Source organism: Brevibacterium spongiae, from assembly GCF_026168515.1.
GTDB lineage: Bacteria > Actinomycetota > Actinomycetes > Actinomycetales > Brevibacteriaceae > Brevibacterium > Brevibacterium spongiae.
In genome coordinates this window covers 19,134-33,936 of record NZ_CP093443.1, presented here as the reverse complement: position 1 = coordinate 33,936, position 14,803 = coordinate 19,134, and the positions used below count along the sequence as shown (strand labels likewise).

The window sequence follows — 14,803 nt, the reverse complement described above, 5'->3', positions numbered from 1 at the left end:
TCACCTATCCACCGGCACCAGGGCCCACATGGCGAAGCCGAGCAGCGCGAAGCCTGAGATGACGCCGCTGATGACCGGGATGAACGCCGGGGCCGCGGCGAAGAAGGCGATGAACCCGCCGATGCCGCAGAGCGTGACGATGGTCGCGAGCACATGGAAGCGATCGAGTCCGAAGACCCACCCGAGTGCATAGAAGTGGGTGCCGACGACCACGGCTACCCACGCGACACCGAGTTCCGGGTGGCCGAGACCTGACAGCAGACGGGCACCGGCGAACAGCAGAACCGCCTCGATGAGCACGATGATCCAGTAGGCGCGCCCGAACGGCGGACCGCGACGGTCACGCGCAGACGCTGCCGCACGTGAGCGCATAAGTCCACGTACCGCGAAGACCGCGATGCCTGCGAAGGCGAGCGCTCCGAGGGCGATGACGAGCGTGCGGCCCACGGTGGAGAACTGGGAGCTGTTGATGATGAGGAACAGCAGTCCGAAACCGGCCCCGATCAGCGCTCCGATCTCCGCCCCAGCGGCCGTAGTCCGGCCTTCGGACTGCGGGCCGGTCGTGTCTCCACGGGGTGTCGGAGGGGTGTTCGGTTCCGGTGCTTCCGAAGTCATCGTCGTCCGTTCGTCGGTGAACTCCATCCGTGTTCGGAGGAGTTCCGCGGGTTCGCCGAGTTCATTCTTGCACCCTCAAGCCCGCTTGCGACGCTTCGGCCGGCACAAATCCAGCTTTCGACGCCGCCGAGGCACCCACCACGCCTCACCCCCAAGGCTCACGACCCGAGCTGCGCTCAGGAGTTCAGGGGGACGCTGGATTCGTCGGTCAGCGCAAGGAAGCCGAAAGTCTCCTGCAGGTAGAGGTCCACGGTGTCACCGTTGTGACCGCTGTAGCCGATCGACAGATCCTGTCCGAGGTGCAGCTCGTAGTCGCCGCCGCGGGTGGACACGAGCAGGGCGCCTTCGAGCGCCGGCGCCCAGATGATCTCTCCGGCGCCGAGCTGGCGCGAGAGGTGATCGCGGACCGGGAAGCCGTGATCGGTCGATTCGGAGACCTTCGTGTATTCGGCGGAGGACAAAAGCAGACTGTAGGGCCCGTCGACACCGGCCATGCGCAGGCTGGACAGTGCTTGCGCCACCGCGTCCGCATAGTCCTCGACGGCCTCGGGCAGGTCGACGGCCGTGTTCGAGGAGTTCGGGACGATGCCACCGATTCCCGCGGAGTCGAGGCCGTGGAGGATGGCCCGGTCCTCGGCCATGGCGATCGTCGTGGCCGCGTCCTTGACCGGCTGCCAGTCCGAGTCTCCGGAGCCGCGGGCGACATCGTCGATGGCCTGTCGGGTGACGGTGAAGGGGGCGCGGAGTTCCACGAACTCCTGGACGATGCGCTGGCGGATATCGAGACCCGAGGTCTCCGAGGCGATGTCGCGGATATGGCCGGTGGTCACCGAGGAGGTCTCGAAGCCCGTCGGCCCTTCGACGTCGACGATGCGCCGACCGGCGATATTGCGCTTGAAGGTGCGCCTGGCCTCCTCCTCGATCTCCGCCCAGGCCGGGCCGGTGATGGGAGCTAGTTCGCGATAGAGGTTGTTCACTGTCGTCTCCTATTCAGGCTGCCGATTCCGAGGCTGCCGTCCGTGGGTGCCGAGGGGTCTGTCGTTGTCGGATCATCGTCAGGTTCGGTGGCATCGACCGGCACCGAGGCGGCTCCACCGTCCCCGTCGGCCGTGGACTCGGCCTCCGCGGCAGGCTCCGCGCCGATCCCGAGCCCCGCCTCGGCGAGTTCCCCATCGGGGTCGTCGAGGAAATCCTGGCTGGGGATGAAGAAGAGGGTGCCGGTCTCCGCGGTCGAGAAGTCGAGGATCCGGTCGTAGGTGCCGACCGGGTCGCCGATGAACATGTTCTCAAGCATCTGCTCGGTCGTCGTCACATCAGCGGCGTACGCGATGAAGTAGGTGCCGTACTCCTCGGACCCGACAGAGCCGAAGACCATGTTGTCGCGGACGACCTCACGGTCGTTGCCGTCTTCATCCTCGATCGAATTGAGCACGAGGTGGGAGTTCGGCGCCTTGTCCTCTTCGGCGAATTCGACGTCGGAGAGTTTGGTGCGTCCGAAGGCAGCCTCCTGCTCCTCGACGCTGAGTGCTTCCCAGCCGGTCATATCGTGCGTGTACTTCTGGACGATCGCGTACGTGCTGCCTGCATAGGCCGCGGCAGCCCCGCCGGCAGCGGCGGCGACGTCGGATCCCGCCTCGGCGAGCTCCTCGGTGAAGTCATCGGGCTGCAGGAACACGGCATCGACGGCGCCCTGATCCTCGGGATTCTCCGTCCCGTCGACGAAGCCGAGGATGTCGCGTTCGTCGAAGTAGCGGAAGCCGTGCACTTCGTCGGCGACGTCGACGGCACCGGCCAGGGCGTCGCGGATGAGCCGGGCGAGTTCGAAGCACAGGTCGATGCGGCGAGCGCGGATATGGAAGAGGAGGTCGCCCGGGGTCGAGGGTGCCGTGTGGACGTCTCCGCGCTGTTCGATGAAGGGGTGCAGCCCCGGAGGCCTGGGGGCGGTGAACATCCGGTCCCAGAGGTCTGCGCCGATGCCCGTCACACAGCTGAGGTCGTCTTCGCGGGAGCGGAATCCCACGGTGCGGGTCAGTCCGGCGATCTCACCGAGGAAGTCCTTCGCCTGTTCTTCGAACCCGGATCGGACGGTGAGGACGAGGAAGATCGCAGACGGCGAGGGCGGCACGAGAACTCGCTGCGGAGACTTCCCATTGGGGAATGCCTGCTGCCAAACGGTCACTGCACCATCTCCTCGGATCGCGGTTGATGCCAGGCCTGCCTCGGCGCACCGAGGTGCCGCATGTCCTGCGAGTCTACGCCTCACCAGGCATGTTGGCCATGGTGTGGGAGCCCGGCGCTGCTCGGCTGCCCGGGACCCGTCCGGCGGCGGTTGTGTGAGAGTCGTAGACTCGAAGGCAAGCGAGCGAAAGGAGCATCCGACGATGTCCGAGAAGAAGAGCTCCGCCAAGAGCAGCGCGGCCGAAGTCCAAGTCCGCCGCATCTACGACGAAGCGCACAAGTCCGATGGAACCCGGGTCCTCGTCGACCGCGTGTGGCCGCGCGGGGTGAGCAAGGACAAGGCCGAACTCGACGAATGGGTCAAGGACGTCGCCCCCTCGACCGAGCTGCGCAAGTGGTATTCCCATGATCCGGAGAAGTTCGACGAATTCGCCGACCGCTTCCGCAAGGAACTTGATGACGATGACGCCGCCGCGGGCCTCGACGAGCTGCGCGATTTCGCGAAGAAGGGCACGCTGACCCTGCTCACTGCGGCCAAGCGCGATGACATCAGCCAAGCAACGGTGCTCGCCGACATCCTCAACGGCGGGAAGAAGACCACCGGGACATCCGGCAGCAAGGGAGAGAAATGAACGACATCACCCCCGACACCCGCGACTGGGCCGACGTCCTCGACGGAGGCTGCCCCGACTGCGGCTTCACCGGCCAGGAGGACCCCACCACCGTGCCCGCCACGCTCACCGAGGCGGCCGCCACCTGGCAGACGGTCCTGACCAGGGACGACGCCGCCACCCGGCGGACGCCGGGCCGCTGGTCGGACCTCGAATACGCCGCCCATATGCGCGATGTCCTCGACGAATTCCGCCGCCGCACCGAGCTCATGCTCACCGAGACGGACCCTACGCTGGAGAACTTCGACGGCGACGCTGTCGCGATCGCCTCAGATTACGCTCATGAGAATCCCGCCGAGGTGGCCCCCGCCCTGTCCGCGGCCGCCGAGTCCTATGCCGGCCGCCTCTCCCAGGTCAGCGGAGACGAGTGGGATCGTCGCGGGTTCCGCGCCGACGGCCGCGCCTTCACCGTCGCCACACTCACCCTCTACGGACTCCACGAAGTCCGCCACCACCTCGGCGACGTCGGGGCCTGAGGCCATGACCGTCGAAAGGTGAGGGCATGTCACTCGACCAGGAGGAGAAGGTCGTGAAGAACCGACTCCACCTCGATTTCCGTCCGGATGACCAGGCCGCCGAGGTGGCCCGCCTCCTCGGCTGAGGAAGCCGTCCCGCGTCCTCAGTTCTCCTGAGCTGCTTGCGCATGGTCTCCGAGGCGCTGCAGCCAGCGGATGAGCAGCTGGGTCTCGGCAGACCCGAGCACCTCGGCGTGGGAGGCGGCGTATTCGATGACCGACTGGGCGAACCTGTCGTCCGCGGCCTCCGACTGCGAGGTGCCGGTGATCGCGTCGAACACGCCCTCACGCACGGCAGCCGACAGCTGCGGATCGGGAGCTCCCGCAATGATGAGACGCAGCGTCACGCCGATATTGGCCGCGAGGATATGGGCCGCGGCCTGCTCGGAATTGACGACGAGTCGCCCCTGAGCCTCTGCGGCCGCAGTCAGCGAGCCCAGGATCTCACTCGCCCGCGACTGCTCGGCCGGTGCATAACCGGGCTGGACCTTGCCGTACATGAGCGTATAGAACCCAGGATTGTTTAATCCGAATTCGACATGGGCGTCCCACCCATGGCGCAGATCCTGGATCGGATCCCCGCTCGACTCCATCGCCATCTTCTCGCCCAGGTACATGTCGAAGCCACGTTCGATCACGGCGTCGATGAGTCCTTGTTTGCTGCCGAAAAAGTGGTAGAGCGTCGGCATCTTGACGCCGACGGCATCGCACACGGCACGCAGCGAGAAGTCCTCCCCAGGGGAGGCGGCGATGAGTTCGGCCGCAGCATTGAGCAGCCGAGTTCGTGTATCGATGGTCGGGGTCTCTGTCATATCGCTATATTATCGTGTATTGTCGTTACGGCAAGGTATATCGACGATATAGTGAGGTTGAGAATGACCGCCACCACACTGACGAACAAGAACATCCTCATCGCTGGAGGAGGGAAGAACCTCGGTGGGCTCATCGCCCGTCAGGCCGCAGAGGCCGGGGCGAATGTCGCCATCCACTACAACTCGGATTCGACTCGACCCGAGGCCGAGGAAACCCTGGCCGCTGTCGAATCCCACGGAGTCAAGAGCGTCCTGCTCAGCGGCGATCTCACCCGACCTGAGGTCGTCACGGCACTCTTCGACGACGCCGAGGCGGCTCTGGGCGGCATCGACATCGCCGTGAACACCTCCGGCAAGGTGCTGCGCAAGCCGATCATGGACACGAGCGAGGACGAGTACGATGCGATGTTCGACATCAACTCGAAGGCGGCCTACTTCTTCATCAAGGAAGCGGGCAAGCACCTCAATGACGACGGTCAGATCATCACCATCGTCACCGCCCTCCTGGCCGCATTCACCGACGGATACTCCACCTATGCGGGCGGGAAGAGCCCGGTCGAGCACTTCACTCGTGCCGCGGCGAAGGAGTTCGGCGAGCGCGGAATCTCCGTCACCGCCATCGCGCCCGGCCCGATGGACACTCCGTTCTTCTATGGGCAGGAGACCCCCGAACGCGTCGAATTCCACAAGTCCCAGGGCTTGGGCAATCGACTCACCCAGATCGAGGACATCGCTCCGATCGTGCGGTTCCTCGCGACCGAGGGCCGGTGGATCACCGGTCAGACCATCTTCGCCAACGGCGGGTACACCACCCGCTGAGCACAGAGAATCAGCTGAACCCAGAGAATCAGCCGAACAGAGAATCAGGAGTCACCATGGACAATCTGCAGATCCCGAAGACCATCGCCTCGTTCATCGACGTCGTCAATGCCCACGATGAGCAGGGCTTCCTCGATGCCTTCACTTCCGAGGGCGTCGTCGACGATTGGGGCCGTGAATTCGCCGGCCGCGAGGCCATCAAGGCCTGGAGCGACAAGGAGTTCATCGGAGCGACCGGCACCATCACTCCCGAAGAGGTGACGGAGGACGGCGACCGAGTCACCGTGATCGGCGACTGGCGGTCGACCCACGCGAACGGACGATCCTCGTTCGCCTTCGACCTGGACGGGGACCGCATCGCGAAGATGACGATCCGAGAGGGCTGAGCCGGCCTATCTGGGTTGACTCGGACCATCTGGTGGGGCTGCGCCCGTGTTCGGGAACAGCCCCACCGGTTCCGGGCCCCGTCGGCGCAGTCGATCTCGGTCGACGGTCCGCCCTCGAACATCGTTGGCAGCCGGTCCTAACTCGGCCGGGATCGCTCCCAGCTCAGCTCTCTTCTTCCGGCTCCCACAGCTCGATCCGGTTCCCTTCGGGATCGGTGACCCAACCGAACCGGCCGATTCCGTCCATCTGCTGGGTCTCCGCAGCCACCTCGGCGCCGGCGTCGCGCAGCTGCCCGAGCATCGCCTCAAGGTCGGCGACACGGAAATTGAGCATCGTTTGCTGTCGATCCTGCCCGTCGGGCCGGGTCCCGAAGTAGTCGGTGTCGGCCTCGAAGAGCCCGATCACCGTCGGTCCCGCCGGCTGCTGCCACAGTCCGTGGTCACCGAAGTCGAGCCCGAGCACATCGCGGTACCAGACCGTCAGGGCCTCGGGGTCATTCGCGCGGAGGAAATATCCGCCGATTCCAGTCACTCTCTCCATGGCTGAATAGTAGACCCGGGGACAGACACAGCGGTCCCAACAACGAGCATCGCAGCCTCAGCAACGGATTCAGCAGTCTCAGGGACGGACTCAAGTGTCGCGGAATTGCAGGAGACGATAGTTTGTTACAGGGCACAGATCGTCAACCCGTGAAAGGACGTTCCATGAGCAAGTTCGCTGTCACCAATGCCAACACCGGCGAGGTCGAAGAAGAGTTCGCCTCGGTTCCGAAAGAAGAGATCCCCGCGTACATCGATCGTGCCCATGAGGCACATCTGGCGTGGAAGGAGACCCCGCTTCACGAACGCGCGGCGATCCTGCGCAAGTTCGCCGATCTCGTCGATGACAACGCCGAAGAGATGACCGACATCATCGGTCGTGAGATGGGCAAGATCAAGAAGCAGGGCCTCGGCGAGGTCGACAAGGTCGCCCGCACCGCCCGTTGGATGGCCGACAACGCCGCCACCCACCTGGCACCCACTCATCTGGCCGCCGCAGGTGCGGCTTCCAGCTATGTCGAGCACCAGCCGCTGGGCGTGCTGCTGGGCATCATGCCCTGGAACTTCCCCTACAACCAGATCGCCCGCTTCGTGCTGCCGAACCTCATGGTCGGCAACTCGATCATCATGAAGCAGGCCTCGATCTGCCCGAAGTCCTCGCAGTACTTCGAGGATCTCCTCACCGAGGCGGGACTGCCCAAGGGCGTCTACCAGAACATCTACCTTGACTCCTCGCACGCCGAAGAGGTCCTCAAGGACTTCCGCGTCAAGGGCTTCTCGCTCACCGGCTCCGAGGGTGCCGGTGCCTCCGTGGCCGCGATCGCCGCGAAGTACTACAAGCGCGCCGTGCTCGAGCTCGGCGGCAACGACCCGGCCGTCGTCCTCGACTCGAAGGATGTGGCGTCCGTGGCACAGAAGCTCGTCGGCCTGCGCCTGGCGAATGCGGGACAGGTCTGCACCTCGCCCAAGCGCATGATCGTCGTCGATGAGCTCTACGACGAATTCGTCGCCGAGGCCGTCAAGGCCACCGAGGCCATCAAGGTCTCGGACTTCGACGACCCCGAGGTCGGCATGGGACCCGTGTCCTCCGAAGGCGCTCGCGACGAGATCGTCGAGATGATCGACAAGGCCGTCGCCGATGGAGCGACCCTGCTCACCGGCGGCAAGAAGCTCGACCGTCCGGGCTGGTTCATGTCCCCGGCCGTGCTCACCGACATCGACCCGCGTTCGGACCTCGGCTGCAACGAGCTCTTCGGACCAGCTGTGATGATCTACCGCGCCAAGGACGAAGAGGATGCGCTGCGTCTGGCCAATGACACCGAATACGGTCTCATGTCCTCGGTGTGGACCGACGACCTCGAGAAGGGTCAGGAGTTCGGCAAGAAGATCAACGCCGGCATGACGCTCATCAACGCCCACATGGAGTCCGGACCGGAGTACCCGTTCGGCGGCATCAACCGCTCCGGCTACGGCCGCGAGAACGCTCAGTGGGCGTTCCAGGCCTTCACCAACGAGCACCTCATCCGCGTGCACAACTGATCCGTGCACTGCCGGGGCTGAGCCTGCGGCAGAATCGACCGGCACCGGCGTTGACCTGTGTGCCGGACATGGCCCGGACTGAGACGAGCCCGTCGGAAAGCGACATGATCGCTGTCCGACGGGCTCGTGCTCTTCTCATCTCGGCCTTCCGACCGTCTCACTCGAGCGTGACATCCCCATTGCCAGTTGTGACCTCGATGGTGTGCGGACTGTCGGGATCCTCAATGAGCGAGTTCGACTGCGCACCATTGTCTGTTCGCAGCGAGACGGCGTAGGCCGCTTTCGGCAGTGACGTTCTCACTTCACCGTTGTCGGTCGTCACCGTTAAGTTCGATGGTGCCTCGTCGAACCTCAGATCGACTGATCCGTTCTCTGCCTGCGCCGTGACGTTGTCGGAACTCAGTCCTCTGGCGTGTTGGTCACCGTTGGTGCTGCGCAGTGTCAGATCACCGCCGATGTCGGAGGCTGCTATGCCCCCGTTCTCCGTGGCAAGCGACACCGAGGTGTCAAAGTCCGTCGCGGACACCTCTGCGTTCGCCGCCTGCAGACTCACCGCCGCGGACTGCGGTACGACGACCTGGTACCGCACCTCGCACGAGGTCAGGAATCCGCAATCGGTGGAAAGTACGAGTTCATCATCCGTCATCGTCCACTTCGCCTGATCCGCATCACCCGTGAACCACCGCGTCACTTCGACGGCCTCGACGTCACCCGGTCGCAACTCAATGTCGCCCCCGGACTCCATAATGATGCCGAGGTCATCGCCGCTGATCGGAAATGAGTGGCCCTCGGGATCGACCTGGTCGAGCGACGGTCCGCATGCGCTCAGTCCAAGCGCGACAAGGAACCCTGCACTTGAAAGGGCAATCACCCTGAACCTTCTCTGTGCTCTCACGTCGCCTCTCCTGCCTTCAGGTGTTCTGCCGAGCTGTGCGTCGATTTCATCGTCCTCACCTTCGGGGGTCCTCATCTTCGCGGTTCGGACCCGGAATGAGTGATGGCGTCAATCAGGGTGGTCACTGCCAGTTCAATTGCCGCCGAGTCGACCTGCTCCGGATCGGCCAGATGCTCCATCGACAGCCCATTCGTCAGACAGTGCAGAACAAGTGCAGCCACCTCAGGATCGATCGTAAGCTCGAGTCCGCTGCGTCCGGTGACTTCCCGAATGGCGCGCTCGGCAACCTCCCGCTGCGTCCGTCGCAACGGCGTCCAGGCCTCTCTCGCTGCAGCGTCCCGAGCGGCCCGTGCCGCAAACTCGAGCCCGATCCGACTTCGCTGCTCGTCGCCCGTAATGCTTTCGGCGACGATATTCGCCACGAACGACGCCACTTCCCCCGACGGTATTTCCGCGGCTCGGAGCAGGCGGTCCCTTTCGATTTCGGAGCGATCCTCGAGGACTGCGGCGAAGAGCCCCTGTTTGCTTCCGAAATTGGAATAGACAGCACCTTTGGTGAATCCGGCTCGGAGAGCGATGTCGTCGACAGTTGCCGCGTCATACCCGTGCTTGGTGAAGGCTTCCGCGGCCGCAGCAATGAGTCGCTGCCGAACCTGACTTCGTGGGACTCGCCGCGAGACCCCTCGGCTGCTCTCGTTCATCGACATGATGGAAGCATACAGTACTTTCGGTATTGAATACTATAAGTATCGGAGTTTGGCCGCCGTGCAATCCCTCGGATCCGTCGTCCCGTCGGCGCGATGATTCTCACCTTCGACGTGCCAAACTCTCGCGTCTTCTTTCCGCCGCTCCCGACGAGCGAATTCACATTGCCACGGCAGATGAAGTTGCGTTTGTATAACGCTTCTCAAGCGGTCACGGAGTCGGCGGGCCGCCTCGGCGAGCATTCGTCAGGTTCGGTCCGCTGCTCATGCTGTGACCTGGAACGATGCTCTGAACAGCCGCGCCACTCACCTTTCGATTCGGCGGTCTGCGTGTGCCTCGGGAGCGTCGCCGAAACTGCTCCCACATGATAAATGAGAGCTGAACCACTTTGACTCTCGATCACGCTCCGGCCTACTGTGAAAATTCTGAAAGACCAATGGATGTTCTTTGAATGTGAGGCAGATGTGAACTTGAGAAAGCGGCTCTTCTCCGGAATTGCGATCGCGGCATCACTGGCCCTGACAGCCGGGCTCTCGGCCTGCTCCTCCGACGGCGGCGACGAGGATGCACCGCTCGAAGACTCGTACACCTACGCCACAGACACCTCCTTCGTCCCCTTCGAATTCAAGGAAGACGGCAAGTACGTCGGCTTCGACATCGACCTCATCACGGCCGTCGCCGACGAAGCAGGGTTCGAGCTCAAACAGGAAGTGACGAACTTCGACGGCATCATCCCCGGCCTGCAGACCGGTTCCTTCGACCTCGCCGTCGCCGGCATCAGCATCACCGACGAGCGCAAGCAGACGATCGACTTCTCCGACCCCTACTACAAATCCGGTCTGATCCTCGGCGTGCCCACCGACAATGAGGACATCAAGAGCATCGACGACCTCGACGGCAAGACTGTAGCCACACGCCTCGGGTCGACGAGTGCCGCCTACATCGAAGACAACATCGAGGGCGCGGAGGCGAAGACCTACGAACAGCTCGACCAGGCTTACCTCGCGGTCGAATCCGGCAGCGCCGACGCGGTGCTCTACGATCAGCCGAACGTCGCCTACTACATCCGCACCGAAGGTGAGGACAAGCTCAAGATGGTCGGCGACCTGCTCGAGGCTCAGGACTACGGCATCGCGATCTCGAAGGACAACCCGAACCTCGTCAAGGCCGTCAACGAAGCTCTGGCCACCATCAAGGAGGACGGCACGTACGCGGAGATGTACAAGGAGTGGTTCGGCGAAGAGCCGCCGGCCGAAGACTGACACCTCAGTTGTGAGAGCACAGCGGACTGCGGGCAGGGGAGCCATCCCGTGCCCGCAGTCCTGTGGAAGGAAGATATGTCCCGCTTAGCCCAATTCAACTGGCTCGGAGTCATCGATTACATCCCCGCACTGCTGCAGGGGCTGTACTACACGCTGCTCGTCTCCGTCGTCGGGCTCGTCATCGGTTTCGTCCTCGGAGCGATCTTCGGCCTCGGCCGCATCTCCCGCAACAAGATCGTCTACGGGATCTCGACGGCCTATATCGAGCTGCTGCGCGGCACTCCGGTGCTGGTGCAGGCGATCTGGATCTACTTCGCCCTGCCGCTCATCATCGGCTTCAACATCCCCTCGCTGACCGCCGGCATCGTCGTCATCGGCCTGAACTCCGGTGCCTACATCGCCGAGATCGTCCGCGGTGCGGTGCAGTCGGTGGAGAAGGGGCAGATGGAGGCCGGCCGGTCTCTGGGGCTCTCTCAACACCTGACGATGCGCTATGTCATCTGGCCGCAGGCGTTCAAGCGGATGATTCCGCCGTTGGGCAACCAATTCATCATCAGCATCAAGGACACCTCGCTGCTGTCGGTCATCCTCGTCCCCGAGCTCATCTTCCAGGGCCGCCTCGTCGCGTCCAACCACTTCAACGCCGTCGAGATCTATACGACGGTAGCGATCTTCTACCTGGTCATCACTCTGACACTGTCGAAGGTCCTCAACATCATGGAGAAGAGGCTGACTCACTGATGATCATCCGCGTATCCGATCTGCACAAATCCTTCGGCGACAACGAGGTGCTCAAGGGCATCGACTGCGAGGTCGAACCTCAGGAGGTCGTCTGCGTCATCGGGCCCAGCGGCTCCGGCAAATCGACGTTCCTGCGATGCCTCAACATGCTTGAGGAGATCACGAGCGGTGAGGTCGTCATCGACGGCAAGAGCCTGACCGACAAGAATACGAACATCAACGATGTGCGCACGGAGATCGGCATGGTCTTCCAACAGTTCAATCTGTTTCCGCACATGAGCGTGCTCGAGAACATCTCCTTGGCACCACGGAAGGTGCGTGGCCTCAGCGAGCAGGCGGTGCGCGAGCGGGGCCTGAAGCTGCTGGACAAGGTCGGTCTCGGAGACAAAGCGGAAGCCTATCCGGCGCAGCTCTCCGGAGGACAGCAGCAACGCGTGGCGATCGCTCGAGCGCTGGCGATGGAACCGAAGATGATGCTCTTCGACGAACCGACCAGTGCGCTCGACCCCGAACTCGTCGGAGAAGTCCTCGCTGTGATGAAGCAGCTCGCCGAGGAGGGGATGACCATGGTCGTCGTCACCCATGAGATGGGCTTCGCCAGCGAGGTAGCAGATCGGGTGCTGTTCATGGACGACGGGCTCATCGTCGAAGAGGGAACGCCGGATCAGATCTTCCGCGCTCCGCAGTCAGAGCGCACGAAGTCGTTCCTCAACAAGGTGCTGTGAAAGGCGGATGGTGGAGGTAAGGGGACTCGAACCCCTAACCCTCTGCTTGCAAAGCAGATGCGCTACCAATTGCGCCATACCCCCGAAGTGTATGCGCCGATTTTACTCGCATCGGCCACCGCACGGCAATGTCTCGGCTCGAGCCGACGAACCGCCCCCTGAACCTCAGCCGACGACAGGTTCGACGCGGATCGCCTCGGCGGCGTCGAGGGCGAGCTCGATGCCCTCGCCGTCGATGTTCACAGCGATCGATGAGGCAGCTGAACTGATCGCCGTGACCGTCAGCCGAGTGCCGATGATGATCCCACGGTCGGTGAGGTAGCGCAGCAGCTCCGGGGACCGGTCGGAGACTCTGGCCACCGCAACCTCAACGCCCGGAGAGGCCTCCTGCAGCCGGCGACTCGGCACAGACACCGTGTGGCCGTGCACATCGGGGATCGGGTCGCCGTGCGGATCCCGATCCGGATGGCCGAGAGCGGCGTTCATCGCCTCGAGCACAAGATCGGACACGGCATGTTCGAGCTGGTCGGCCTCATCGTGGACCTGGTCCCAGGTCAGTCCCAAGGCGTCGACGAGGTAGGTCTCGAGGATCCGGTGGCGCCTGACGGTCTCCACGGCGATCTGCCGACCTGCATCGGTCAGGGTGATCTGTCCGTAGGGCTCATAGTCGATGTACCCGTCACGGGCGAGCTTCTTGAGGTTCGCCGACACCGTCGAGGCGGTCACACCCAACTGTTCGGCGAGGTCAGTCGTGGCAGGGCGACCGCCCGGCCATTCGTAGGCCTTCCAGATGAGGGTGACATAGTCCTCGACCATCCGGGTCACTGCAGGGCGCGGCATGATCGTCATTCTACGCGCGAGTCTCCGCGCGATCAGCGGTGGCAGGGGCAGTGGGGTCACCGGTGGCAGCGTCACCAGGGTCTGCGGTCGCGGGGCCGGTGGGGGCCGCCTCGGCGAGCTGGGGATCGTCCGTGTCCCGACCGGATCGACGGAAGGGAGCGGCGAGGGTGGGCAGGATGTCGCGGCGATGGAGGATGAGGAAGACGATCGCCAGTCCCGCCTGGATCGCGGAGAGCACATAGCGTCCCGACGTGTCCGTGACGAAGAACTGCACCCCGAACAGAGCCGCCAACCCAAGCGCCGGTGCCCAGTGGAAGCGCAGGGCAAGGATGATCGCGACGCCGAGGATGGTCTGCGTGGCCGTGAGCGTGAACTCCTCGATCTGCCGGCCGTCCAAGGGCAGCCCGAGGCCGCCTCCACCGGCGAGGTGGGCGATCGGCAGAGACCCGACGAGCAGACTCCACTGGTTGACCTTCGAGGCGATGAGCGTGCCGATCGCGGCCGCCCCCATCCCGCGGAGGGCGAACATCGCGGCGATGATGAACTCCGGTGCCTCCGAAGCGAGCGGAGCCAGCCACTGGACGAGGAAGTAGCTGTCGATTCCGAGGGACTGCCCCGAGGCCACGAGCGCCTCGGCGAAGGGTTCGGCACTGAGCAGAATGATCGCGGCGGAGACGACGAACAGCGAGATGACGGTGATTCGGCGGGCCGACTTCGGCATTTCCGCGATGAGCGCGGCCGCTCCGACGAACTCCTCTTCCTCGTCACCGGCGGACTGTCCGGCCCGCCACAGGTAGAACGCGAAGATGAGCACGAGGCCGATGCCGAACCACATCGGGATGGCGCCCATGAGCGGGATGGCGAACGCGAGGACGCCGAGGATGACGAGGAATCCGATGTCCATCCGAGCTCCCGAGTCGAGGCGCAGGGAACGCGGTGCGCGCGTCCGAGGAATCTGTCCCTGGGCCTGTGCGCCGGTGGTGCGCTTGGCTGCGCCGGTCGTACGCCTCGTCGTGCGTTTCGTCCTGCGCCGGGCGACGAGGAGGGCGATGATGACGACGAGCGGCCACCCGAAGCCGAGCAGCAGTCGGTTCGACCCGGTCATGTTCGCAGCCGCGAAATGCAGGTAGTCAGGATCCGTGCCCGACCGGAACGCATAGTAGAGGTCCACAGCATATTCGGGGAGGACGGCGATGAGTGCCAGCAGGGCGATCGCCAGGGCTCCCGAGATGTCCTTCTGCGCCGCCTCGGCGGCCCATGCCAAGAGGAAGGCGGCAGCGACGATCGCGGCTCCGAAGGCGAAGAGATCGAGGACCGGGGCCACCTCGGTGCCGGTGATGCGCAGCACCACGGCGGGTGCGGCGATGAGCAGGCAGAGCACGATGCGGCGAAGGATTGCGGTGGGCATGTCTTCCAGACTTCACCCCGCAAATCGGGTGTGTCTACGGACAACTGAGACTTAGACGCCTCCAACAATCGCAGCGGCCCGCGCGATCCGCGTGAGTCCGCTGATCGGACGGCCTGCCGGGATGAGGACGTGTGCCGCAGATCACCGGCTTC

General features: G+C 64.1%; 17 protein-coding genes and 1 tRNA gene. 8 read left to right on the top strand and 10 right to left on the bottom strand.

Annotation, left to right across the window (positions count from 1 at the left end; all coding sequences use genetic code 11):
* The 3 genes from L1F31_RS00165 to L1F31_RS00155 form a co-directional block, all read right to left on the bottom strand.
* Positions 1-615 (bottom strand): hypothetical protein, encoded by a 615-nt coding sequence (locus tag L1F31_RS00165; protein ID WP_265418728.1) that lies wholly within the window; start codon positions 613-615, stop codon positions 1-3.
* Between the two features lie 176 nt (positions 616-791).
* Positions 792-1,592 carry a family 1 encapsulin nanocompartment shell protein gene (locus L1F31_RS00160; RefSeq protein ID WP_265418727.1) on the bottom strand — a complete coding sequence of 267 codons (801 nt, stop codon included), beginning with the start codon at positions 1,590-1,592 and terminating at the stop codon, positions 792-794.
* Positions 1,589-2,794 carry a Dyp-type peroxidase gene (locus L1F31_RS00155; RefSeq protein ID WP_265418726.1) on the bottom strand — a complete coding sequence of 402 codons (1,206 nt, stop codon included), beginning with the start codon at positions 2,792-2,794 and terminating at the stop codon, positions 1,589-1,591. Before L1F31_RS00155 ends, L1F31_RS00160 begins: the two co-directional genes overlap by 4 nt.
* A 202-nt stretch (positions 2,795-2,996) precedes the next feature.
* On the opposite strand from L1F31_RS00155, the gene L1F31_RS00150 reads away from it, so the two are divergent.
* Both L1F31_RS00150 and L1F31_RS00145 read left to right on the top strand, forming a co-directional pair.
* Positions 2,997-3,425, top strand: a complete 429-nt coding sequence (locus L1F31_RS00150; protein WP_265418724.1) for a DUF488 domain-containing protein — start codon at positions 2,997-2,999, stop codon at positions 3,423-3,425.
* Entirely contained in the window at positions 3,422-3,940 is a 519-nt protein-coding gene (locus L1F31_RS00145; RefSeq protein ID WP_265418723.1) for a DinB family protein, read from the top strand. Before L1F31_RS00150 ends, L1F31_RS00145 begins: the two co-directional genes overlap by 4 nt.
* A gap of 143 nt (positions 3,941-4,083) precedes the next feature.
* On the opposite strand, the gene L1F31_RS00140 is transcribed toward L1F31_RS00145, so the two are convergent.
* Positions 4,084-4,791: a TetR/AcrR family transcriptional regulator gene (locus L1F31_RS00140; RefSeq protein ID WP_265418722.1), complete on the bottom strand. Its 708-nt coding sequence runs from the start codon at positions 4,789-4,791 to the stop codon at positions 4,084-4,086.
* A gap of 63 nt (positions 4,792-4,854) precedes the next feature.
* Between L1F31_RS00140 and L1F31_RS00135 the strand changes: the two genes are divergently transcribed.
* Together L1F31_RS00135 and L1F31_RS00130 are read left to right on the top strand one after the other, a co-directional pair.
* Positions 4,855-5,610, top strand: coding sequence for an SDR family oxidoreductase (locus tag L1F31_RS00135; protein WP_265418721.1), 756 nt, complete (start codon positions 4,855-4,857; stop codon positions 5,608-5,610).
* A gap of 56 nt (positions 5,611-5,666) precedes the next feature.
* Positions 5,667-5,996 (top strand): nuclear transport factor 2 family protein, encoded by a 330-nt coding sequence (locus L1F31_RS00130; RefSeq protein WP_265418720.1) that lies wholly within the window; start codon positions 5,667-5,669, stop codon positions 5,994-5,996.
* 163 nt (positions 5,997-6,159) lie between these two features.
* Here the strand turns inward: L1F31_RS00130 and L1F31_RS00125 are convergent, their stop codons facing one another.
* Entirely contained in the window at positions 6,160-6,537 is a 378-nt protein-coding gene (locus L1F31_RS00125; protein WP_265418719.1) for a VOC family protein, read from the bottom strand.
* Positions 6,538-6,701: 164 nt separating this feature from the next.
* Here L1F31_RS00125 and L1F31_RS00120 point away from each other — a divergent pair, with 164 nt between their 5' ends.
* Positions 6,702-8,075 (top strand): NAD-dependent succinate-semialdehyde dehydrogenase, encoded by a 1,374-nt coding sequence (locus tag L1F31_RS00120; protein ID WP_265418718.1) that lies wholly within the window; start codon positions 6,702-6,704, stop codon positions 8,073-8,075.
* Positions 8,076-8,232: 157 nt separating this feature from the next.
* Here L1F31_RS00120 and L1F31_RS00115 read toward each other — a convergent pair whose 3' ends face one another.
* Both L1F31_RS00115 and L1F31_RS00110 read right to left on the bottom strand, forming a co-directional pair.
* Positions 8,233-8,946 (bottom strand): DUF4097 family beta strand repeat-containing protein, encoded by a 714-nt coding sequence (locus tag L1F31_RS00115; protein WP_265418717.1) that lies wholly within the window; start codon positions 8,944-8,946, stop codon positions 8,233-8,235.
* A gap of 95 nt (positions 8,947-9,041) precedes the next feature.
* Positions 9,042-9,677 (bottom strand): TetR/AcrR family transcriptional regulator, encoded by a 636-nt coding sequence (locus L1F31_RS00110; protein ID WP_265418716.1) that lies wholly within the window; start codon positions 9,675-9,677, stop codon positions 9,042-9,044.
* Positions 9,678-10,139: 462 nt separating this feature from the next.
* Here L1F31_RS00110 and L1F31_RS00105 point away from each other — a divergent pair, with 462 nt between their 5' ends.
* From L1F31_RS00105 to L1F31_RS00095, 3 genes are all read left to right on the top strand, one after another.
* A complete protein-coding gene (locus L1F31_RS00105) occupies positions 10,140-10,937 on the top strand; it encodes a transporter substrate-binding domain-containing protein (protein ID WP_265418715.1) in 798 nt (265 codons plus the stop codon).
* Between the two features lie 75 nt (positions 10,938-11,012).
* The gene (locus L1F31_RS00100; protein ID WP_265418714.1) at positions 11,013-11,678 is read left to right on the top strand and encodes an amino acid ABC transporter permease; all 666 of its coding nucleotides are present in this window, start codon (positions 11,013-11,015) and stop codon (positions 11,676-11,678) included.
* Entirely contained in the window at positions 11,678-12,403 is a 726-nt protein-coding gene (locus L1F31_RS00095) for an amino acid ABC transporter ATP-binding protein (protein ID WP_283255782.1), read from the top strand. Before L1F31_RS00100 ends, L1F31_RS00095 begins: the two co-directional genes overlap by 1 nt.
* Before the next feature lie 8 nt (positions 12,404-12,411).
* Here L1F31_RS00095 and L1F31_RS00090 read toward each other — a convergent pair.
* The 3 genes from L1F31_RS00090 to L1F31_RS00080 form a co-directional block, all read right to left on the bottom strand.
* Positions 12,412-12,487, bottom strand: a tRNA-Ala gene (locus L1F31_RS00090).
* Between the two features lie 81 nt (positions 12,488-12,568).
* Positions 12,569-13,243, bottom strand: a complete 675-nt coding sequence (locus tag L1F31_RS00085; RefSeq protein ID WP_265418713.1) for a metal-dependent transcriptional regulator — start codon at positions 13,241-13,243, stop codon at positions 12,569-12,571.
* Between the two features lie 10 nt (positions 13,244-13,253).
* A complete protein-coding gene (locus L1F31_RS00080) occupies positions 13,254-14,651 on the bottom strand; it encodes a sodium:proton exchanger (protein WP_265418712.1) in 1,398 nt (465 codons plus the stop codon).
* Positions 14,652-14,803 lie beyond the last annotated feature (152 nt).